The organism is Rouxiella sp. S1S-2 (assembly GCF_009208105.1).
Taxonomy (GTDB): domain Bacteria; phylum Pseudomonadota; class Gammaproteobacteria; order Enterobacterales; family Enterobacteriaceae; genus Rouxiella.
The window spans coordinates 135,923-156,330 of record NZ_WFKL01000001.1 but is presented as its reverse complement, the minus strand read 5'-3'; the positions used below and the strand labels follow the sequence as shown (position 1 = coordinate 156,330).

General features: G+C 52.0%; 21 protein-coding genes. 10 read left to right on the top strand and 11 right to left on the bottom strand.

The features are described from left to right. Both GA565_RS00715 and rfaQ read right to left on the bottom strand, forming a co-directional pair. Nucleotides 1-1,128, bottom strand: coding sequence for a glycosyltransferase family 4 protein (locus tag GA565_RS00715; protein ID WP_152196978.1), 1,128 nt, complete (start codon nt 1,126-1,128; stop codon nt 1-3). Further along, the gene (rfaQ, locus tag GA565_RS00710; protein ID WP_152196977.1) at nt 1,125-2,204 is read right to left on the bottom strand and encodes a putative lipopolysaccharide heptosyltransferase III; all 1,080 of its coding nucleotides are present in this window, start codon (nt 2,202-2,204) and stop codon (nt 1,125-1,127) included. Before rfaQ ends, GA565_RS00715 begins: the two co-directional genes overlap by 4 nt. 227 nt (nt 2,205-2,431) lie before the next feature. On the opposite strand from rfaQ, the gene GA565_RS00705 reads away from it, so the two are divergent. Together GA565_RS00705 and GA565_RS00700 are read left to right on the top strand one after the other, a co-directional pair. Further along, on the top strand, nt 2,432-3,388 hold the full coding sequence (locus GA565_RS00705) for a polysaccharide deacetylase family protein (protein WP_152196976.1): 957 nt from the start codon (nt 2,432-2,434) through the stop codon (nt 3,386-3,388). Nucleotide 3,389: 1 nt separating this feature from the next. Continuing rightward, on the top strand, nt 3,390-4,487 hold the full coding sequence (locus tag GA565_RS00700; protein WP_152196975.1) for a glycosyltransferase family 9 protein: 1,098 nt from the start codon (nt 3,390-3,392) through the stop codon (nt 4,485-4,487). A gap of 49 nt (nt 4,488-4,536) precedes the next feature. Here the strand turns inward: GA565_RS00700 and GA565_RS00695 are convergent, their stop codons facing one another. The 4 genes from GA565_RS00695 to rfaD are packed head-to-tail and all read right to left on the bottom strand — an operon-like array spanning nt 4,537 to nt 8,413. Further along, the gene (locus GA565_RS00695; RefSeq protein ID WP_152196974.1) at nt 4,537-5,439 is read right to left on the bottom strand and encodes a sugar glycosyltransferase; all 903 of its coding nucleotides are present in this window, start codon (nt 5,437-5,439) and stop codon (nt 4,537-4,539) included. Then, entirely contained in the window at nt 5,423-6,409 is a 987-nt protein-coding gene (gene rfaC, locus GA565_RS00690) for a lipopolysaccharide heptosyltransferase RfaC (RefSeq protein WP_152196973.1), read from the bottom strand. Before rfaC ends, GA565_RS00695 begins: the two co-directional genes overlap by 17 nt. Beyond that, nucleotides 6,397-7,458 (bottom strand): ADP-heptose--LPS heptosyltransferase RfaF, encoded by a 1,062-nt coding sequence (rfaF, locus tag GA565_RS00685; protein ID WP_152196972.1) that lies wholly within the window; start codon nt 7,456-7,458, stop codon nt 6,397-6,399. Before rfaF ends, rfaC begins: the two co-directional genes overlap by 13 nt. A 28-nt stretch (nt 7,459-7,486) precedes the next feature. Continuing rightward, on the bottom strand, nt 7,487-8,413 hold the full coding sequence (gene rfaD, locus GA565_RS00680) for an ADP-glyceromanno-heptose 6-epimerase (protein ID WP_152196971.1): 927 nt from the start codon (nt 8,411-8,413) through the stop codon (nt 7,487-7,489). Between the two features lie 241 nt (nt 8,414-8,654). Between rfaD and GA565_RS00675 the strand changes: the two genes are divergently transcribed. Together GA565_RS00675 and tdh are read left to right on the top strand one after the other, a co-directional pair. Further along, a complete protein-coding gene (locus GA565_RS00675) occupies nt 8,655-9,851 on the top strand; it encodes a glycine C-acetyltransferase (protein WP_152196970.1) in 1,197 nt (398 codons plus the stop codon). A gap of 33 nt (nt 9,852-9,884) precedes the next feature. Further along, entirely contained in the window at nt 9,885-10,907 is a 1,023-nt protein-coding gene (gene tdh / locus GA565_RS00670; RefSeq protein ID WP_152196969.1) for an L-threonine 3-dehydrogenase, read from the top strand. Between the two features lie 73 nt (nt 10,908-10,980). Here the strand turns inward: tdh and GA565_RS00665 are convergent, their stop codons facing one another. Then, entirely contained in the window at nt 10,981-11,979 is a 999-nt protein-coding gene (locus GA565_RS00665) for a divergent polysaccharide deacetylase family protein (protein ID WP_152196968.1), read from the bottom strand. 2 nt (nt 11,980-11,981) lie between these two features. Further along, on the bottom strand, nt 11,982-13,244 hold the full coding sequence (gene envC / locus GA565_RS00660; RefSeq protein WP_152196967.1) for a murein hydrolase activator EnvC: 1,263 nt from the start codon (nt 13,242-13,244) through the stop codon (nt 11,982-11,984). Between the two features lie 397 nt (nt 13,245-13,641). Here envC and GA565_RS00655 point away from each other — a divergent pair, with 397 nt between their 5' ends. The 5 genes from GA565_RS00655 (at nt 13,642) to cysE (ending at nt 16,830) form a co-directional block, all read left to right on the top strand. Further along, on the top strand, nt 13,642-14,073 hold the full coding sequence (locus GA565_RS00655; protein WP_152196966.1) for a rhodanese-like domain-containing protein: 432 nt from the start codon (nt 13,642-13,644) through the stop codon (nt 14,071-14,073). Between the two features lie 40 nt (nt 14,074-14,113). Beyond that, nucleotides 14,114-14,362 (top strand): glutaredoxin 3, encoded by a 249-nt coding sequence (gene grxC, locus GA565_RS00650; protein ID WP_152196965.1) that lies wholly within the window; start codon nt 14,114-14,116, stop codon nt 14,360-14,362. 67 nt (nt 14,363-14,429) lie between these two features. After that, nucleotides 14,430-14,900, top strand: coding sequence for a protein-export chaperone SecB (secB, locus tag GA565_RS00645; protein WP_055773599.1), 471 nt, complete (start codon nt 14,430-14,432; stop codon nt 14,898-14,900). Further along, nucleotides 14,900-15,919 carry an NAD(P)H-dependent glycerol-3-phosphate dehydrogenase gene (gpsA, locus tag GA565_RS00640; RefSeq protein WP_152196964.1) on the top strand — a complete coding sequence of 340 codons (1,020 nt, stop codon included), beginning with the start codon at nt 14,900-14,902 and terminating at the stop codon, nt 15,917-15,919. The genes secB and gpsA overlap by 1 nt, the downstream gene beginning before the upstream one ends. Before the next feature lie 92 nt (nt 15,920-16,011). After that, a complete protein-coding gene (cysE, locus tag GA565_RS00635) occupies nt 16,012-16,830 on the top strand; it encodes a serine O-acetyltransferase (protein ID WP_055773601.1) in 819 nt (272 codons plus the stop codon). A gap of 53 nt (nt 16,831-16,883) precedes the next feature. Here cysE and trmL read toward each other — a convergent pair whose 3' ends face one another. Genes trmL through cpxR form a run of 3 tightly spaced genes read right to left on the bottom strand, consistent with a single transcriptional unit; the run spans nt 16,884 to nt 19,486 of the window. After that, nucleotides 16,884-17,372 (bottom strand): tRNA (uridine(34)/cytosine(34)/5-carboxymethylaminomethyluridine(34)-2'-O)-methyltransferase TrmL, encoded by a 489-nt coding sequence (gene trmL / locus GA565_RS00630; protein ID WP_084982232.1) that lies wholly within the window; start codon nt 17,370-17,372, stop codon nt 16,884-16,886. A 45-nt stretch (nt 17,373-17,417) separates the two neighbouring features. Further along, the gene (cpxA, locus tag GA565_RS00625) at nt 17,418-18,788 is read right to left on the bottom strand and encodes an envelope stress sensor histidine kinase CpxA (protein ID WP_152196963.1); all 1,371 of its coding nucleotides are present in this window, start codon (nt 18,786-18,788) and stop codon (nt 17,418-17,420) included. Then, entirely contained in the window at nt 18,785-19,486 is a 702-nt protein-coding gene (gene cpxR / locus GA565_RS00620; RefSeq protein ID WP_055773604.1) for an envelope stress response regulator transcription factor CpxR, read from the bottom strand. Before cpxR ends, cpxA begins: the two co-directional genes overlap by 4 nt. 149 nt (nt 19,487-19,635) lie before the next feature. Here cpxR and cpxP point away from each other — a divergent pair, with 149 nt between their 5' ends. Then, a complete protein-coding gene (gene cpxP / locus GA565_RS00615) occupies nt 19,636-20,130 on the top strand; it encodes a cell-envelope stress modulator CpxP (RefSeq protein WP_152196962.1) in 495 nt (164 codons plus the stop codon). Nucleotides 20,131-20,408: the final 278 nt, after the last annotated feature.

The following is a 20,408-nucleotide window of genomic DNA, read 5'->3' as shown; positions in this document are numbered from 1 at the left end:
TCAGCCCACCAACTCCTGATACAGTGAAATAAGCTGTGCCGAAAGCCGCTGCGGTGAGCAGTCAATAATTCTTTCGCGCGCTTTTTCGCCCTCTGCCGATCCTAAAGCCTGTTTTGGCAGTGACATAACGGCCATCTGCAACGCGGCTACGTCGAGTGCATCGCATACATAACCGTTAACGCCTTGAACGATAAACTCGGAACCGCCGCAGGTTGGCGTCGTAATCACCGGCAGTCCGCAGGCCATCGCTTCCAGAATGACATTCGGGAACGGATCGTAAAGTGTTGGCAACAGCAGCCCGTCGGCCATTTGGTAAAAGTCCAGCGTCGAGGTCTGCATCCCAAAGAAATGTACACGATTCGTACAGCCTAACGTTGCACAAAGCGCTCGATAGTGTTTTTCATCTTTATCTTTACCCACGACCAGCAGGTGGCGATCGGTATTGGCAATGGCTTTTATTGCCGCATCCAAACCTTTACGCTCAAAGCCCGACCCTACGTAAATCAGGCAGGTTGCCTCGGTGGGGACCTGATAACGGGCACGTAAAACGCTGCGTTGTGCTTCGCTCGGCGGCAAGAATGTTTGGCTGTCGATGGCGTTATAAATAACCCGAATTTTTTCTGCGGGTACACCAAACTCGCTGATGATTTCCTGTTTAACCATCTCGGCGTTGCAAATGACCGCCTTTAGCTCCGGTGCGGCATACATTTGCTGCTCGGACTGCATCACGTATCGGTGGTAGCGGTCACTAAAAAGCTGTTTTGCCTTCCAGCCGGGAAGAACGCGGGCGCGCTGCTCTAGCCAGCGTCGATGTACGCCGTCACCCGCACGATACAGGTCACAGCCGGGGATTCGCTCATGGCTCTGTACCAAGTCAAAGGACTCTTTCTGCCACAGGCTGCGCGCGGCGTGGGCAAAACCGCGCTCGCGACTGATGCGCCCAAGCTTCCACGGGTCACAGATATGCACTTTCCAACCCGGTTTAATCTCGCCCTGCCACTGGCGGGTGATGACGTTTAGTTCGAGGTCATGGTTTTCCAGTGCTTCAAGCGCGCGTGAAACAAAGCGTTCTGCACCACCGTCTGGGCGATATTTTTGGCGCACCAGCGCCAGTCTGAAATGCTTCATGGGAGTAACCTGTCTGCCGCATCAATGACTGCCTGGGCGGGAATGGCATCAAGGTAGCGTTCGGATGTGTGTGTATCAATGTCGTCGGGGTCGGGCAGCGGACCGAAATCCCCGGCCCAAATAACTTCTCCAAGTGCCTGCCAGGGCTTCCAGAAGGTCAGTTTTGACGGGCCAAATAGCGCAATCAGCGGCGTTTGCAGCGCGGCTGCCATATGCATTGGAACGGAGTCAACGCCAATAAACAGCGCGGCCTGATCAATTAGCGCCGCCAGTTGGCGCAGCGAAAGCTTTCCGGCCAGCGAGACAATGTTGATGCCTGGGCAAAGCGCCAGAATTTTGTCCACCATCACAAGTTCGCGCTTGTCGGGTCCCGCCGTGACTACAATTGGATAGCCTTTGGCGGCTAATGCACGGAAGGTCTCGGCCATTTTCTCTTCGGTCCAGCATTTGAAAAACCAGCGGGAGGTCGGTTGCACCACAATAAAAGGGAGCTTGATTCCACTTTCGTGCAATAACTGGCTGACAGCCCGTTCATCCTCGGCTGAATAGCTCATGGTGGCGTGTGTCACCGCAGGCGTCAGTCCGAGGCGGGATAAGATAGAGAGGTTTTGCTCAACGGTGTGCAGCGCGCCGTGGCCCGCGGTGCTCACGAGTTGCGTGTGACAAAAAGGCCAGGCTTTGCCCTGACGTTTGGGAAACGCAAAGCCAAGTCGGGTAGGTGCGCCGGTCAGACGAGTGACAATCGCGCTACGCCACTGGTCGGCAAGGTTAATAACCAAATCGTATTTGCGATGCATCAGCTGGCGAGCCAGCTTGATTTCATGCGCCATGTGCGCTCGCACACCCTGTTTTTTCCACTGCCGGTCGATGGTAAAAAGATGACTCAGCGCCGGATGGCTGGCCAGCATCTCGCGGGTTTCCAGGTACATCAACATATCAATTTCGGCGTCGGGATAATGCTGATGCAGCGTATTGATAACCGGTGTGGTCAGCAACATATCGCCGTGATGACGCAGTTTGATAATAAGGATACGCCGCGGCGGTGAGGTGATAGTCGTTGCTGAAACCTGTGTCATCTTTAATCGCTATTTAAGGATTTAGGGATAGATTCTAAAGGACCCTGAAGAATGTGGCTACTGTTCGAGACCGTTCTTGCTATGGGTTAAAAAATACCAAAGAATAGACAACAGAATGAGTTAATTGTTGTCGTAATACGAATTAGTTTTAGTTCATCCCCTGTGGATGACGGCGATTAATCAGAGCTGTGCCAAGAAAATTTCATTGCGTTTTGACTGAGCATTTTATGACTAAACCAGCATTTATCATCACGATCGACACCGAAGGCGACAATCTTTGGCAGAATCACGATAGCATCTCAACCGAGAATACTCGCTACCTGCCGCGGTTTCAGGCGCTTTGCGAGAAATACGGCTTTAAACCTGTTTATCTCACTAACTATGAGATGGCAATGGATGCGCAGTACGTTGAATTTGCAAAAGACGTGATCCATCGCGGCACGGGCGAAGTCGGCATGCATCTGCACGCGTGGTACAGCCCGCCGCACCAGCCGTTGACCCCTGATGATTGGCGACATAAGCCCTATCTAATTGAATATCCGAAAGATGTTATTAGGGCCAAGGTCGACCATATGACCAAGCTGCTGGAAGACTCTTTTCAGACTAAAATGCTCAGTCATCGTGCAGGGCGTTGGGCGTTTAATGAATATTATGCCTCGTTGCTGGTGGAGTACGGTTATCAGGTCGATTGTTCGGTGACTCCGCACGTCAATTGGGCATTCTCACCGGGTAATCCTGATGGTCAGGGGGGAACGGACTATCGACATTTCCCGCGTGAGGCCTATTTCATGGATGCCGAGGATATCTGCCGCCCCGGCAAGTCCTCACTGCTTGAAGTGCCGATGAGCATCCACCTCAAGCACTCGCCGTTAATGAACGGTTTGAAACAAGGTTATGACGCGCTTCGCGGCAAAAAGCGCTCTCCTTCTGCGCTATGGTTGCGCCCTTCGGGCGAAAATCTTGAGAAAATGAAGCAGGTAGCGGCGAAGAGTCTGTCGCAGGGGCATGATTACGTTGAGTTTATGCTGCACTCGTCGGAATTTATGCCAGGCGGAAGCCCGACGTTTAAAAATGAACAAGATATTGAAGGACTTTATCGTGATTTAGAGCAGCTCTTCAGCTGGCTGAGCGAGCGCACGGTGGGATTAACATTGGCTGAATATTATCAGCGGAAAGTGAATTAAGATGGCGAAGAAGTGGAAAACAGCAGTAGCAAATAAGTTTTTGCAGGCCTACACCCTTTTTGGTGGTCAACTAAAGCCTTGTGATTCGTTTGACTCGAAACGTATCTTTACCAGTATCGTTATCTATTCGACCACCGCGCTGGGCGACTTGATGTTCAATACCCCGGCGATCCGCGCTGTTAAAAATCGTTATCCGCACGCTTTTATTACGCTGGTTTCCAGTCATAAAAATAAAGGCCTGGTCGCTAAAAGCGCCTATTTCGATGACGTGGTGTACTGGGACGAAAAGGTTCGTGATATTACCGGCGTGATAAAGGCGCTGCGTATAAACCAGCCCGAGCTGGCAATTATTCTGCACTCGAAACCACCTTATGATGTGATAAGCGCGGTGCTGGCGGGCTGTGAGTACATTGTTAAAGATGTTTACGGTGGTAAGCCGAGCGGCATTGAACGCTGGCTTGCCCATCCGGTGCCAAGTTTTGAAGGCCATTTAATTCAGAGAAAGCTCAACTTGGTTAAACTGTTGGGCTGCGAAATTAGCAACACAGACATGTTTATTCCGGTTGATTTCCCGCCGATAGCCAAGGATATGAAAAAGATAACCGTCGGCTTCCAGATGGGGGCTTCGGAAAAGCTGCGCTGCTGGCCGGTGGCTAAATTTGGCGAACTGGCGAAATCGCTGATCGCCCTCGGGCCACAGTATGAAGTCGTACTGATCGGCACCGAGAAAGAAAAAGGGCTCGAAAAGGAATTTCTCGATGCCATGTCCGAGGTGGAAAAACAGCAGGTAATCAGCTATATCGCTAAAACCAGCCTTTCTGAGCTGTTGGGTATTATGAAGAATATGGACGTGCTGGTGACCGGCGATACCGGCCCGCTGCATTTAGCCGTGGCGTTAAAGACTAAAACCGTCAGCCTGTTTGTGACCGCCGTGCCAAAGTACACCGGTCCGTATCAAGACCCCGATTTGCATCAGATTATGTGGGTACCCGCCGACGTGGAAAATTTGGATAAGGCGATAAGCGAACAACCGCTTTCTATTATTAGCAGCCAAGAAGTGCTGCAACGTATTGAGTCGTTGATAAAGCCCACTCTTTAGAACATCCGTGCGGGGAGTCAGCTCCCCATTGCTTTATTTGCGAGTTAACCTAGAGAAAAACCTGATGATAATCCGCTTTCTCAAAGATGTGGTTTGAAATAGCGCTCTTCATCGAGAGATTAACCACCCTGATATTCTTCTTCTTCAATACGTGACTCGCGTGGGTAAATGCTGGAACAATCAGCTCATCCAGACTTTCTGCCAGAAAACTCGGTAGCTTGTTGCTTTCTGACTCATAGAACCTGGGTTGATTAAAATTGTTCATATCCAGGCCAATGATATACATCTCGTTAAAACCTAAATACGCCGCAATCTGTAGCGCCCAGTAGGCCACGGTTCCGGCGTCAAACACGCCGTGGCGGATGTCGGTGGTAAAGCCAATGTCAGGGCGATTTTCAGCGAAAGAGGCACAGCGTACGTTGGCATAACAGCGACCCAGCTCCGTTGCCGGTATTTTGGGCTGGAAAATTTTAAAGGCTGCGTCTTCAATCAGCGCTAAAGAGCATTTGATTCTTGCCAGCGACACGCGGTCTACAATGCGGGCGATACCGTGCGCTGTCGTAAAGAGTGTTAACGTCGGGTCAGATACAATCTCGGCCACCATTTCTGGACGTTTGTCTAAAAATCCCATATCTACAATGACATAGAATTTAAAATCGACAGTATTGTGCAATGACCATGCGCCGTTTAACCCCATGGCAGGAACTGGTGTCGGACTTTTAAATTGAATGTCTTTTACTGATGGCCCCGTAGCTGCCAGCATGACAGGGCCAGAGCAGGCACCTGCCAATGAGGCAAGGCTGACTATCGGGATCACCTGTCCACGAAAGTTAAGGCTGATAATTTCTCCACTCGCTGCCCTTGAGATCCTCATGTAGGGCCAGAGATTCTCGTTATGTCGAAACGGGCGCTTGTGCGTGTAGCGATAGAGTTGTTTAAAGAAGGAACTCACGACTCAAACGCCCCCTATCCAGAAGTTTTTTTACCTGAGCAGCGCTGATATCTGCCATTGCGTTACCTCGCTCAGGACGACATGTGGTCTGGTTTTGGCCGTAGCCTCCGATAAGGCCGGGATCTGTCGGTCCGTAAAGCGTGATATTCGGGCGGTCCAACGCGGCGGTCAAATGGCTTAACCCGGTATCGACCGAGACAACGGCCTGTGATCCAGCAAGAATAGCCGCTACTTTTTCCAGACTCAACTTGGGCAAAACCTCGACGTGCTCAAAACCCTCGGCCAGGCGAAGTGCGCGGTGATACTCGTGGTCGGCACCCCAGGGAAGTTTAATCTTTAGTGAGGTGTCTGCCAGGAGGCCAATCAGCTCGCGCCAGTTTTCTTCCGGCCAATGTTTGTCTGCACGCGTGGTTGCATGCAGGAACACCAAATACTTTTCGGCCTCTTCTGGCAGGTTGCTCAGAAAACGCGAAGCAATGGCGTAATCACCTTGCGTAGCAGGTTTTTCATAGCCTAGGCTTTTGGCAAACAGTTCACGAGTGCGTTCCACCGCATGCTGCTTCTTATCAATATAGTGCTTTTTGTCATAAAACCAGCAGGCAAAGGGTTCACGGACGCTTTTGCTGTCCATACCGTGTTTTTCGCCTTTGGCCATTCGGGTGACTAACGCAGAACTTTTTACCAGACCCTGAGCATCAATGATGATGTCGTAAGTGCGAGATTGCAGAACACGTTTGAAGTCGCAGCGCTGTTGGCGAGTTTCTGAACCAAACCAGTTTTTACGCCAGCGGCGAATAGCTACCGGAATCACGCGGTCGACAGCAGGATGCCAGCTCGGAATTTGTGAAAACCCTTCCTCAACGACCCAGTCAAACTTGATGTCAGGGAATGCCTGCATTGCATCAGTCAGCGCAGGGAGTGTGTGTAAAACGTCACCCATTGAGGACGTTTTAACGATTAAAACCCGCATTCCAGCTCCTTTTTTGCTGCCAGGAGTTGCTGTAGCTCGCTGAAAACTTGAGTGGGTTGGATATCGATAAGACTCTGGTGATAGCCTTCTGCCGCATCGCCTTTGCGAACTTTATGGTAGCCGGTAATCAGGCGAATCACCCGCGCCTGCTCGCTGAGCGGCGGCGTAAAGTCTGGGCTGCTTGGGCCATATAGCGCGACCAGTGGTTTGTTCAAAGCAGCGGCAACGTGCATCAGGCCTGAGTCGTTGGTCACAATGGCCTGGCAGGCGGCAATCAGCACCACGGCCTGATCCAGCGATGTTTTTCCCGCAATGTTTAAACAGAAATCTACGGCTGCAGGAGACAGCGCCTGGCGGATATCTTCGCCCGCCGCGTGGTCCTTAGCCGAGCCAAACAGCACTATCTGATAGCCTGCTTCGATAAGCATTGAAGCGAGCGTGGCGTAATGATAGTGCGGCCAGCGCTTAGCGGGGCCAAACTCGGCACCTGGGCAAAAGCCGACAATGGGGCGCTCGCCGGTTAAAGCAAAAGACGCGCTGACGGCGGTAATTTCGGTTTGATTCACCGCTAGCCGAGGCCAGAGTATCGGCTTCGGCAGGTCGTTGGCAGAGTTGATTTTCAACGCTTCGTAGCCCAGCGCCGCATAGCGCTGGACCATTAAGGGAAACGCGTCTTTGTCGAGCTTACGGATGTCGTTAAGAAGGCCAAAACGCATTTCTCCCCGCCAGCCGGTACGCTTGGGAATCGAAGCAAAAAAGGGCACCAACGCCGACTTGAATGAGTTGGGTAATACAAAGGCCTGTTGATAGGCCTCTTTGCGCAGCGCAATGCCCAAACGGCGGCGCTCTCCCAATTCGAGTGCACCGTGGCCCAGCGGCATCGCCAGAGCCTGATTGACCTCTGGCATCCTGTCGAGCAGGGGACGGCACCACGCGGGCGCCATCACGTCAATCTCAGCATGCGGATTGTTTGCCTTGATAGTACGGTACAAACTCTGCGACATCATCATGTCGCCCACCCAAGAGGGCCCAATGACCAGCGTTTTCATCTCGTTAACTTATTCCCTTAAATCTAACTTAACGATTAAGCCAGTTCATGTATTCGCTCACGCCTTCCGCCACCGTTTTAAACGGCTTATCGTAACCCGCCGCGCGCAGCTGGGTCATATCTGCCTGAGTGAAAGACTGGTAGCGGCCTTTCAGTTTTTCAGGGAACGGAATAGTTTCGATTGAACCGGTTTTGTGGAAATCCACAACGGCATCAGCGACGGCCTTGAAAGATTCTGAGCGACCGGTTCCGCAGTTGAAAATGCCAGATTTACCGTTCTGCCAGAACCACAGGTTTACCGCCGCTACATCACCCACATAGATGAAGTCGCGTTTGAACTCTTCGCTGCCGGCAAACAGTTTTGGATTTTCGCCCGCTTTGATTTGGTTATTCAGATGGAAAGCAACGCTGGCCATGCTGCCTTTATGGCCTTCACGCGGGCCATAAACGTTGAAATAGCGGAAACCGGTAATTTGTGATTCAGCGTGCGGCAGGATTTCACGCACGTATTGGTCGAACAGGAATTTGGAGTAGCCGTAAACGTTTAGTGGTTGCTCGTACTTACGGTCTTCAACAAAACTGGTGTTTTGGCTGCCGTAGGTGGCCGCTGAAGAGGCATAAAGGAAAGGAATGCTGCGATCCAGACAGTAGTGCAGAATGTCTTTCGAATACTGATAGTTGTTGTCCATCATGTATTTGCCATCCCACTCAGTGGTGGAAGAGCATGCGCCCTGATGGAATACGGCATCAATATCGCCCAAATCGTCACCGGCAACGATGCTGGCGATAAACTCTTCTTTGTCTATGTAGTCCGCGATATCCAGGTCGACGAGATTGACAAATTTAGTGCCATCTTTAAGGTTATCAACCACTAAAATATCACGATATCCCATATCATTGAGCGATTTGATAATATTGCTACCGATAAAGCCGGCACCGCCAGTGACGATAATCATGGGAATCACCTTAATATTAGTTTTTGACCGGACACCATGCCCCGTCAGTCAGTTGTGCATATCATAACACTTCATCAGCCTGCTAACATTGGTAAGCTATCTGATTAGTATTCGTTTACAAAAGCTTATTTCCTCCCGTGACATATGCTACAGAATTAACATTTACCTGCCCGAATCCTCGTTATTACCCCCGCTAATTAGTAGTCTCTCTGTTGAATGCGTTATTTCAGGAGATAATCTCATGTCAGCTTCATTTTATCGTCGGTTGGAAGACGAAATCGCTCAGGCACGTTCCGAAGGACTTTTTAAACAGGAGCGTATTCTCACCTCGGCGCAACAGGCTCAGGTCACATTAGCTGACGGCAGTCAGGCGCTGAATTTTTGCGCCAACAACTATTTGGGACTCGCTAATCATCCGCAGGTGATTGCCGCCGCCAAATTGGGCATGGACCATCATGGCTTCGGCATGGCCTCGGTGCGGTTTATTTGCGGCACTCAGGATATTCATAAAACGCTCGAAAACAGGTTGGCCGAATTTTTGGGCATGGAGGACGCAATTCTTTACTCCTCCTGTTTCGATGCCAATGGCGGGCTGTTTGAAACGCTGCTGGGCGAAGAGGATGCCATCATTTCGGATGCGCTGAATCACGCCTCAATCATCGACGGTATCCGGCTGTGCAAGGCCAAACGTTTCCGCTATGCCAATAATGACATGGCCGAGCTGAAAGCCTGTCTGCAGAAGGCCAAAGACGCCGGTGCCCGCCATATTTTGGTGGCGACCGATGGCGTGTTTTCAATGGACGGCGTGATAGCCAACCTGCGCGGTATTTGTGACCTGGCCGAGGAGTTTGGTGCGCTGGTGATGGTCGATGACTCGCACGCGGTGGGGTTTGTGGGCGATGAAGGCCGTGGCAGCCATGAATATTGCGAAGTGATGGGGCGAGTCGACATCATCACCGGTACGCTCGGCAAAGCTATGGGCGGCGCATCGGGCGGCTACACGGCGGCGCGTAAAGAGGTGATCGAATGGCTGCGTCAGCGCTCGCGTCCGTATCTGTTCTCCAATTCGCTGGCCCCTTCAATTGTGTGCGCCTCACTGGCGGTTTTAGACCTGCTGGAGCACGGCGGTGCGCTTCGTCAACAGCTTTGGGACAACGCACGTCTGTTTCGTCAAAAGATGTCGGAAGCCGGGTTTGAGCTGGCCGGGGCCGATCACGCCATTATCCCTGTCATGCTGGGCGATGCGCAGCTGGCGCAAGAGTTTGCCAGCCGATTGCAGCAGAAAGGTATTTTCGCAACCGGATTCTTCTACCCGGTGGTACCCCGCGGACAGGCGCGCATCCGTACGCAAATGTCGGCAGCACACACTACAGAAAACATAGAACAGGCAATCGACGCTTTTATCACTATCGGCAAAGAGCTGGGCGTTTTGGCGTAAGTCTGTCTTTTTCGCAGTAACCGAGGAATTTTTATGAAAGCATTGGCCAAGCTTTTTCCAAAACAGGGTATCTGGATGACCGAATCTCCGGTCCCTGAGTTGGGTCATAACGACATCATGATAAAAATCCGTAAAACGGCGATTTGTGGTACGGACGTACATATTTATAACTGGGATGAATGGTCGCAAAAAACCATTCCGGTGCCGATGGTGGTGGGGCACGAATACGTTGGTGAAGTCGTCGCCATCGGGCAGGAGGTAAAAGGTTTCAATATTGGCGACCGCGTATCAGGAGAAGGTCACATAACCTGCGGGCATTGTCGCAACTGTCGCGGTGGACGCACGCACCTTTGCCGCAACACGCAGGGCGTTGGTGTCAATCGCCCGGGTGCCTTTGCCGAGTATCTGGTGATCCCGGCGTTTAACGGTTTTAAAATCCCTGACAATATTTCTGATGATCTGGCCGCCATCTTCGACCCGTTCGGCAATGCGGTTCATACCGCGCTGTCTTTCGATTTGGTGGGGGAAGACGTGCTGGTGTGCGGCGCGGGACCGATCGGTATTATGGCGGCGGCTATCTGTCGTCACGTCGGTGCAAGACACGTTGTTATCACTGACATGAATGAGTATCGCCTCGACCTTGCGCGCAAGATGGGCGTGACGCGCGCGGTAAACGTCAGCAAAGAGAACCTCAGCAGCGTAATGAGTGAGCTGGGCATGACGGAAGGGTTTGACGTCGGCTTAGAGATGTCCGGTGCGCCACCGGCGTTTCGCACCATGCTCAATGCCATGAACCACGGCGGGCGTATTGCGCTGTTGGGTATTCCGCCTTCAGATATGTCAATCGACTGGAATCAGGTGATTTTTAAGGGATTGTTCATTAAAGGGATTTACGGCCGCGAGATGTTTGAAACTTGGTACAAAATGGCGGCGCTGGTGCAGTCCGGGTTAGATCTAACGCCGCTGATTACGCATCACTTTGATATTAATGATTTTCAGCAGGGGTTTGACGCCATGCGTTCCGGTCAGTCGGGCAAGGTGATTTTGAACTGGTAACGTGTTTAGCAAAAAAAGGGGCCAGCTTATTTGCTGGCCCGAGATTGACTGGCTCAAATATTTATCGAGCCGTCTAGCGTTTAGGCGGTTCGGCGATGGGAGGCGGCGTTTGCAACGACTGCGGTGCCACCTGTTCAGGGGCCTTTCCCCATCCGCTAAACTGGCGTTCTACAAAGTTAACCAGTGACGAATTCTTGATACTGTCACCCAGCACCTCAAACATTGCTCCGGCATAAACCGGCGGCACTTTCTGTTTGATTGGGCAACTCGCGATCCCTTTCGCTTTAGATTTCGGTTTTACCGGCTTAACTGGCTGCGGCGTTGGTACAGGCCGCGGATTATGACTCACGGTCGCATTGAGCAAATCGCTCGGACGCACCAGCTGAATGTCTGACGGCAGGTTTGCCAGCTCCTGCTGAACGGCCGCTACGGTGCTTGGATGAGGGTGCCCGATAGCGATAGCAAAGCCATTGCGACGCGCAAGCGCAATCGCCCGCTGGAACTGATGGCGGATCTCGGCGTTGTTTTGCACGTCGTCCAGGAACACGTTGCGCTTAATCACCTTAGCCGAGGTGCCCTGTGCGGCCTGAACCGACTTGGTGCCCGCAATCGTCATGCTGTCGAGGAAAAACAGATGATGCGGCGCCATGGCCTGCATGACATTTTGCATGCCGCTCAGGCTCGAGGTCATTTTACTGCCCTGATGATTATTGATGCCCACGGCGTAAGGGATACTGGCGATAGCCTGGTCAACGATACGCTTGACCTCCTGACTGCTCATATCCGGCGTCAGGGTGTTTTTCTCGAGCGGCTGCTTACTGATAGGTTGCATCGGCAGATGTATCAGGATTTCGCGGCCTTGCTGGTGGGCCTTTTGCATCATCTGCTGCGAGTCGGGCGCGTTGGGAAAAATGGCAATCGACACATTGATTGGCATCTTTAACACCTGATTTTCGTTCTTCGCCTGATAGCCAAAATCATCAAATAAAATGGCCAATTTGGCTGCCTGAACATTCAGCGTGAAAACCAGCGCACCGCATAACGTCGCTAAACGTCTCTTTTTATATCGCAATGTTATTTTCCCAACCACGGCTGTGGGTTAACGGCCTGACCCTGACGACGAATTTCGAAGTAAAGTGCAGGCTGACCTTGACCACCACTGGTGCCCACTTGTGCAATAGGTTGGCCGGCTTTCACCTGCTGACCCACATTCACCAGTGCGCTCTGGTTATATCCATACAAGCTCATGTCACCTTTGCCGTGATCGATAACGACAACCAGGCCATAACCCTGCAACCAGTCTGCCAGCAGCACGCGTCCATCGGCGATGGCTCTTACATCACTGCCCTCGCGGGCGGCAATAACAATACCTTTATAACGAAGCTCACCCTGCAGCTCTTCACCAAAGCGGTGCTGTATGGCACCGCGAACCGGCCAGATATCCTGTCCGGCAGGACGTCCAAGCCCCCCGGTGCGCGATACCAGTGCCTGTTCGCTCTGCGTTGGTTTGTAGGTTGAACCTTTTGATTTTGCTTGCTGTTCTTTCGCTTTAACGGCGGCGGCTTCGCGCGCTTCCTGCTCTGCACGGGCCCGGGCGGCACGTTCGGCAGCGGCAATTTTATCCTGCAGACGCGTCTGGTTAGCGCGAAGTTCAACCAGACTCTGCTCATCTTTTTGCAGCGAGGATTCAAGTGAGGTCAGCGTTTTTTGTCGTGCTACGCGCGCCTGCTCGAGTTTTTGCTGCTGAGTTTGCTGGTCTGAAAGCGCAGACTTTTGCTGTACCTGCTTGGACTGCAGGGTGACGCGCTGTGAAGCCAAATCACTGCGGGTTTTTTTCAGTGCATCGATATTCTGCTGGCGGGCCTGATTGAAATAGCTGAAGTAGGCCAGAATACGCTCACTGCGCTGGCTCTCTTCGCCGCTCAAAATTAGCTGTAGCCCGCTTTGTTTGCCAAGCCTGAAGGCAGCGTCGAGCTGTTTGGCCAGAATGCTTTCCTGCGTTTTCTGTTGTTTTTGCAGTTTTTCGATCGAGGCATTCAGGCTGGTGATGTCTTTATTTAAGCTGGAGAGGGTCGATTGTGTATCGCGCAGCTTGCGGCTTGCGGCGGCGATGATTTTTTCCTGGGACTGGAGTTGGTCGAGCAGAGACCCGCGCTGCAGCTTTTGGGCCTTAACGCTCTTCTCCTTTTCAGCGATGCTTTGCTGAATGTTCTTGAGTTGGTCCTTATTTTCATCGGCAAAACTGTACCGTGGATGAACCAGCAGTGCACCGCAGACGAGCAGGGCAGAGCCGGAAAGGACGTTTCTCATCAAACTGTAATAGATAGATTTGCTCAAACTTTTTCCCGCTTGTCGACCCAGGATGATAGACAATTTGATCCCTATTGCCTTTATCGTAACACTAATCAACAACATGATGCGCTGATGCCAAGACAAAAAAAGTGTATCGCGAGATGCAAATAGGTCTTTTTAGAGTGTAGAACACGGTGGCTGTAAAGTGACCTGGGTTAAACAAACCGCGGCTAAGCGCGCATCTAAGCTGACACGGGCAACGGCGCAGCAGGTTGCGTGAGTATGAATACCCAGAAATATTTAGCGGTGCCCCCTTGAATTTTTCGCGATGTGCCTCAGTTTAAGTTAATTGGCGGCGCATTCGGGCTGTAATTGCGCAAGACGCAGGGTATACTCGTGAGCCTTGAATTTTCCCCCTAACTGACGGGAGTTGTTACACCCCATGCAAGATATTATGCCATTCGTTAGCGCGCACCCGGTTCTGAGCCTGGCGTGGGTTGCACTGCTGATTGCGGTGATTTTCACGACTGTGAGAGCGCGTTTCTCTAAAGTGAAAGAAATCACCCGCGGTGAAGCAACACGTCTTATCAACAAAGAAGAAGCCGTGGTCGTTGACGTTCGTGCTCGCGAAGAGTTTCGTAAAGGTCACATCTCTACTTCAGTGAATCTGCTCAGTGCAGATATCAAAAGCAACAATCTGGGCGACCTTACCAAACATAAATCGCAGCCAGTTATTGTTGTTTGTGCAAACGGACAGTCAGCCCGTTTAGCCGCAGAAGGTTTAGTTAACGCCGGTTTTGAACGCGTTTACAGCCTGAAAGAAGGTATTGCAGGCTGGAGCGGCGAGAATCTGCCTTTGGCCCGCGGTAAGTAAGAATAATCTCTATCCTAATACCATGATTCCGAGGTGTGAAATGGCTAAGATTGAAATCTTCACAAAAGCGACGTGTCCTTATTGCCACCGTGCTAAAGCCTTGCTTAACAGCAAGGGCGCAGCCTTTGACGAAATTGCTATCGATGGTGATGCGCAGAAGCGTGAAGTGATGATCGAGCGCAGTGGTCGTACGACCGTGCCTCAGATTTTCATCAACGGCCAGCACATCGGTGGATGCGACGATTTACACGCACTTGATGCCCGCGGCGGTCTTGATTCTCTGCTTTGACAGAGGTGCGCGTGATGCGCAACGCGGGTATTTTAAGGATTATTATTAACTTAAGGGTACTATTTTAATGTCAGAACAGAACAACACCGAGATGACTTTCCAGATCCAGCGCATTTACACCAAAGACATCTCTTTTGAAGCGCCAAATGCTCCACAAGTTTTCCAGAAAGAGTGGGAGCCAGAGATTAAACTGGATCTGGATACCGCCTCAAACCAGCTGGCTGAAGGCGTGTATGAAGTTGTCCTGCGTGTGACCGTTACCGCTTCGGTGGCAGAAGAAACTGCATTCCTGTGCGAAGTTCAGCAAGGTGGCATCTTCTCTATCGAAGGCATTGACGGTACTCAGATGGCGCATTGCCTGGGTGCATATTGCCCGAACATTCTGTTCCCTTATGCGCGTGAGTGCATCACCAGCCTGGTTTCACGCGGCACGTTCCCGCAGCTTAATCTGGCACCGGTAAACTTTGACGCTCTGTTCATGAATTATCTGCAACAGCAGGCGGAAAGCGAAGGTGCACAGCCACATCAGGATGCCTGATGAAAACTGTCAATGCTTCAATGACCGTTATCGGTGCCGGCTCGTACGGCACCGCTTTAGCTATTACCCTTGCCAGAAATGGCCATCCTGTGGTGCTGTGGGGGCATAACGCTTCGCATATTCAGGCACTTCAGGCCGCTCGCTGTAATCAAGCATTTCTGCCGGATGTGACCTTCCCCGATACCTTGATTCTTGAAACCGACCTTTCGCGCGCAGTGGCGGCAAGCCGCGACGTGCTGGTGGTGGTGCCGAGTCACGTTTTCGGCGACGTTCTACGTCAAATCAAACCATTTTTACGCGCTGATGCCCGCATTGTCTGGGCGACTAAGGGTCTGGAAGCAGAAACCGGTCGTTTACTGCAAGACGTCGCGCGGGAAGAGCTGGGTGAAACTATCCCTCTTGCCGTGGTATCTGGGCCAACCTTTGCCAAAGAACTGGCCGCGGGCATGCCGACTGCCATTGCGCTGGCCTCAACCGACGCGCAGTTTGGCGAAGACCTGCAGCAACTGCTGCACTGCGGAAAAAGCTTCCGCGTTTACAGCAATCCTGATTTTATCGGCGTTCAGCTCGGCGGTGCGGTGAAAAACGTCATTGCCATCGGCGCGGGCATGTCCGACGGCATTGGTTTTGGCGCCAACGCCAGAACGGCGTTAATAACCCGTGGGCTGGCTGAAATGACCCGCTTGGGTACGGCGCTAGGGGCTTCTCCTTCAACGTTCATGGGCATGGCAGGATTGGGTGATTTGGTGCTAACCTGCACGGATAATCAATCACGCAACCGCCGCTTTGGTATTATGCTGGGCGAAGGGCATGATGTGCAGAGCGCTCAGGACAAGATAGGCCAGGTAGTGGAAGGTTACCGTAATACTAAAGAGGTTCGCGCACTGGCGCAGCGTGTTAACGTTGAAATGCCCATTACCGAACAAATCTTTCAGGTGTTGTATAACGGTAAAGACGCGCGTGAAGCAGCAATCAGCCTGCTGGCCCGAGCCAGTAAAGACGAGTCAGGCAGTCGCTAACGTCGTTTCGCACATCCTGCCAGTGAAGTCCGGCTGGTAGGGCTGCTATTCTCTGTTGTAGAGCTTTATTTAATTCGCTGTAAGGAATGATGATGTCGTCAGAAGAGTTAGAACTGGTCTGGAATAGCATAAAATCAGAAGCGAGAGCGCTGGCTGAGTGTGAACCTATGCTGGCGAGCTTTTTCCATGCGACATTACTCAAACACGAAAATCTCGGCAGCGCTCTGAGCTATATTCTGGCCAACAAGCTCGGCAGCCCTATCATGCCGGCTATTGCCATTCGTGAGGTGGTTGAAGAAGCCTACCGCAACGACGAGCAAATGACCCTGTCGGCCGCGCGCGATATTCTCGCTGTACACTCGCGCGATGCAGCGGTAGACAAGTACTCGACGCCGCTGCTGTACCTTAAAGGTTTCCACGCGCTGCAAGCTTATCGCATCGGCAACTGGCTGTGGAAGCAGGACCGTCAGGCGCTGGCTATCTATTTCCAGAATCAGATTTCAGTCACCTTCGGCGTTGATATTCATCCTGCTGCACGTATTGGCTGTGGGATCATGCTCGACCATGCCACCGGCATTGTTATCGGTGAAACTGCCGTGGTTGAAAACGACGTATCTATTCTGCAGTCCGTAACGTTGGGCGGTACGGGTAAAACCGTTGGCGACCGTCATCCTAAAATTCGTGAAGGGGTGATGATTGGTGCGGGTGCCAAGATCCTTGGCAATATTGAAGTTGGCGCTGGCGCGAAGATTGGCGCCAATTCTGTCGTGTTGCAGTCCATTCCACCGCACGTCACCGCCGCAGGCGTGCCGGCTCGCATCGTCGGTCGCCCAGAGAGTGAAAAACCTTCAATGGACATGAACCAGTACTTCAACGGTACGCAGGGCTTCGAGTTCGGCGACGGTATTTAGATTCTCGGCGGCATGCGTTCGCATGCCGTTTCAACGTTTTCGCGTTAAGAAACTCAGGCGTTGCCCGGCAGTTCTTTAATCACTGCACCCGGGTAGCCCAATTGTCTCCAGGCCTCATATACCACCACCGAAACTGCATTAGACAGGTTCATGCTGCGGCTGTCTGGCTGCATCGGTATGCGGATTTTTTGCTGTGGTGGTAGATTATCGAGAATTGTGGCGGGCAGGCCGCGGCTTTCAGGTCCGAATAGCAGGAAATCATGGTCCTGATATGAAACAGCGCTGTGCGCCGGCGTGCCCTTAGTGGTGAGTGCAAACAGACGCTGAGGAGACTCACTGGCGAGAAACGCATCATAGTTTTCATGATGCTTGATGTTGGTGAACTCGTGGTAGTCCAACCCTGCACGACGCAGGCGCTTGTCGTCCCAGGCAAAGCCCATCGGTTTAATCAAATGCAACTGGCAGCCGGTATTGGCACAGAGCCGAATAATATTGCCGGTGTTAGGTGGAATTTCTGGTTCAAATAAAACGATATTAAGCATGCTACCTGCGCCCCTTTCTCTTGAGGGACGCAGAATAGCAGAATCTTAACGTTGCTGCAGCGGCAGCCAGATAATCAGACGCAGACCGCCTAACGGACTGTCTTCGGCTCTTACCCAGCCACGGTGCTGCTGTACCGCCGTTTCTACGATTGCCAGCCCAAGTCCGGTACCGCCCGACTCACGGTCACGCGCTTCGTCTGTGCGATAGAACGGACGGAAAATTTGCTCGCGATCTTCTTCACTGACGCCCGGCCCGTCGTCATCAACCATGATGGTGATGCCATCACTGTCGGCGGTGAAGTTAACCGCAATATGATGATGAGAGTAGCGCAGGGCGTTGCGAACGATATTTTCCAGCGCACTGTCGAGGGCGTTAGGATTACCAATCAGCTTCCACGGCCCTGGAGGCGCGGTGACTTCAAGGGTTTTCCCCACTTGCTCGGCTTCAAACTGCGCGTTGTCGATAACGTCTGCCCACAGCTCATTGGCCTTGAGATGCTCGCGAGTGAGCTCATTCTTGTGCTGACTGCGCGACAGCACCAGCAAGTCGTTGATCATGCCGTCGAGCCGCTGTGCTTCCATTTCGATGCGCTGCAGCTCTTTGCCTTCGCCGTGACGACGACGCAGCAGTGCGGTCGCCAACTGCAGGCGAGTCAGTGGCGTACGCAGCTCGTGCGAGATGTCTGAAATCAAACGCTGCTGAGCCGTAACCATGCGCTCAAGCGCGCTAACCATCTGGTTAAAGCTGGCTCCGGTGGCTAAAAACTCCTGCGGGCCAGATTCAAGTTCAGGGCGCTGCCTAAGATTACCGCGCGCCACGTCGTCGGCTGCATTTTTCAGCTGACGCGCAGGTTTGGCAAGGCTCCACGCCAGCCAAAGCAGCAAAGGTGCACTGATTAACATGGTGACAATCAGCAGCAGCAGCGGGCGGTCAAACATCAGATTGATAAAGTCAGACTGCGCGCTTCCGGCCGGGCGAATCAGATACAGCTGGTAGTTGTCTTCACCGTCTCGAACGGCGAAGGGGCCCACCATTTCAACCCGACCGTATTTCTTTTTCTTTGGACGATCAGAGTTATCGGACTGGCCGATAAAGTTGCGCACGATTTGCATTTCGTTGCGCTGAGCGCCAATTACCCGGCCTTCGCTGGTCACCAGCAGTAAGCGCTGGCCCGGCGGAGCCCATTTGTCGATAGCGCGAAACAGCCTGCGCCACCACATTAAGTCATTTGCCGGGTCGCCCGCCAGTTCTGCCTCAACGTGTTGCTCAATCATCAACCCCTGACGCTGCTCGCTGTCGAGCAACGGGGTTATCTGACGTGAGTCGAGTTTCGGAACCATTAAAACCAACATGAGAACCAGCGCGAGCGTGAACCAGAAAATGGCAAAAATACGCGCGGTAAGGCTGTTGATCATGTAGCGGATACCATCAAGTAACCGCGGCCACGCAGCGTTTTAAACCACGGATGCCCGTCCTGGCGGTCCGGCAGCTTTCGACGCAGGTTGGAAATATGCATGTCGATAGCGCGGTCAAAAGGGGTAAGGCGCTTACCCAATACTTCCTGGCTAAGGTGCTCACGTGACACCACCTGACCCAAATGCTTGGCCAGTAGGTAGAGCAGGGTAAATTCGGTGCCGGTCAAATCGAGAGGCTGCCCGCTAAAGCTGGCTTCCTGACGGCCCGGATTCAGCTGCAAGCCATCGACCTCCAGCGTCGGTGAACTGTTGGTTTCTCCGGCCTGCTGTTGCTCGCTCCAGTTAGAACGGCGCAGCATGGCGCGTATGCGCGCGACCAGTTCACGATCGTTAAACGGTTTAGGCAAATAGTCGTCTGCGCCCAGCTCGAGCCCCAGCACCTTGTCTAGCTCGCTTCCGCGCGCCGTTAACATAATCACCGGCGTTTGATGGCGCTGGCGTAATTCTTTAAGGGTTTCAATGCCATTTTTCTTTGGCATCATGACGTCAAGCAACAACAGGCCGATGCTGCTGTCCAGTTTTTCTAACGCCTGTTCACCGTCGTAGGCAACTACGACGCTAAAGCCTTCTATTTCAAGCAGTTCTTTCAAAAGTGAAGTCAGTTCACGATCGTCATCAACTAACAAAATTTTATTCATTATGATTACCTCTAGACGCAAAATACGTCATCAATTGCCGCTATTCCATGACTTTACGTAGTTTTACATGCACTGACGCTAGTTTGCAGCTCCAGGGTTAGACTGCTTTTCAATGATTCGCTTAGTGCGAAAGAATATAGGAGTTCGTGATGTGTAAGGTAGCTGCAATGATTATGGCCTCAATGCTTGCACTTAGTTCAAGTGTTGCGTTAGCAGAAAGCGCTAAATTCATGCCTGCAGATACTTTAGCTCATGATGGCAATATGTTGGATAGACGCAACACAATGTTCGATGGAATTAATTTAACCGAACAACAGCGCCAGCAAATGCGCGATCTGATGCATCAGGCACGAAGAGACTCGCCGCAGATCAATCTAAAGCAAATGGAAACCATGCATGAGCTGGTGACCGCCGAGAATTTTGATCAGGCTGCCGTTAGGGCACAGGCTGAAAAAATAGCGCAGGAGCAGGTCGATCGCCAAGTAGAAATGGCGCGCATTCGTAACCTGATGTTTAATCTGCTCACGCCGCAACAGAAAGAAATACTCAACCAGAAGCACGAGCAGCGTATGCAGGTCCTCGCCGCCCAAATTTCTGGTCTGCAACCGACTTCTACCCAGAAGCCCGTAATCAGTACCCAGTAGTGACGCTGTAAGAGTAAACCACAGCTTTTCCTTGCCATAGACACAATCCCTGTCTTCCCCCACCAATATGGTGGGGTTTTTTTTGCCAAAAAAACGATACGGGGCGCTTTGTAATAGATATGTTGCAATATCAGTCAGATGTCTGGATGAACAATGCTATTCTTAGGGGAGCTGGCTCAATAGATGACAAAGTTTGCGTGTTTTTCAAAGAACTTAAATTTCATTCTAAAGTTTGTCACGCGAGCCTTGTATAATCAGAGCCTATGAGTAAATTGCAT

What these genes read in the sequence shown, in the direction of transcription:
- rfaQ (WP_152196977.1), bottom strand. Translation starts at nt 2,204, where the DNA reads ATGACACAGGTTTCAGCAACGACTATCACCTCACCGCCGCGGCGTATC.
- rfaC (WP_152196973.1), bottom strand. Translation starts at nt 6,409, where the DNA reads ATGCGGGTTTTAATCGTTAAAACGTCCTCAATGGGTGACGTTTTACAC.
- gpsA (WP_152196964.1), top strand. Translation starts at nt 14,900, where the DNA reads ATGAAAACTGTCAATGCTTCAATGACCGTTATCGGTGCCGGCTCGTAC.
- secB (WP_055773599.1), top strand. Translation starts at nt 14,430, where the DNA reads ATGTCAGAACAGAACAACACCGAGATGACTTTCCAGATCCAGCGCATT.
- GA565_RS00705 (WP_152196976.1), top strand. Translation starts at nt 2,432, where the DNA reads ATGACTAAACCAGCATTTATCATCACGATCGACACCGAAGGCGACAAT.
- cpxR (WP_055773604.1), bottom strand. Translation starts at nt 19,486, where the DNA reads ATGAATAAAATTTTGTTAGTTGATGACGATCGTGAACTGACTTCACTT.
- cpxP (WP_152196962.1), top strand. Translation starts at nt 19,636, where the DNA reads ATGTGTAAGGTAGCTGCAATGATTATGGCCTCAATGCTTGCACTTAGT.
- rfaD (WP_152196971.1), bottom strand. Translation starts at nt 8,413, where the DNA reads ATGATTATCGTCACTGGCGGTGCCGGCTTTATCGGTAGCAATATTATC.
- trmL (WP_084982232.1), bottom strand. Translation starts at nt 17,372, where the DNA reads ATGCTTAATATCGTTTTATTTGAACCAGAAATTCCACCTAACACCGGC.
- cpxA (WP_152196963.1), bottom strand. Translation starts at nt 18,788, where the DNA reads ATGATCAACAGCCTTACCGCGCGTATTTTTGCCATTTTCTGGTTCACG.
- rfaF (WP_152196972.1), bottom strand. Translation starts at nt 7,458, where the DNA reads ATGAAAACGCTGGTCATTGGGCCCTCTTGGGTGGGCGACATGATGATG.
- cysE (WP_055773601.1), top strand. Translation starts at nt 16,012, where the DNA reads ATGTCGTCAGAAGAGTTAGAACTGGTCTGGAATAGCATAAAATCAGAA.
- GA565_RS00655 (WP_152196966.1), top strand. Translation starts at nt 13,642, where the DNA reads ATGCAAGATATTATGCCATTCGTTAGCGCGCACCCGGTTCTGAGCCTG.
- GA565_RS00715 (WP_152196978.1), bottom strand. Translation starts at nt 1,128, where the DNA reads ATGAAGCATTTCAGACTGGCGCTGGTGCGCCAAAAATATCGCCCAGAC.
- tdh (WP_152196969.1), top strand. Translation starts at nt 9,885, where the DNA reads ATGAAAGCATTGGCCAAGCTTTTTCCAAAACAGGGTATCTGGATGACC.
- grxC (WP_152196965.1), top strand. Translation starts at nt 14,114, where the DNA reads ATGGCTAAGATTGAAATCTTCACAAAAGCGACGTGTCCTTATTGCCAC.
- GA565_RS00700 (WP_152196975.1), top strand. Translation starts at nt 3,390, where the DNA reads ATGGCGAAGAAGTGGAAAACAGCAGTAGCAAATAAGTTTTTGCAGGCC.
- GA565_RS00675 (WP_152196970.1), top strand. Translation starts at nt 8,655, where the DNA reads ATGTCAGCTTCATTTTATCGTCGGTTGGAAGACGAAATCGCTCAGGCA.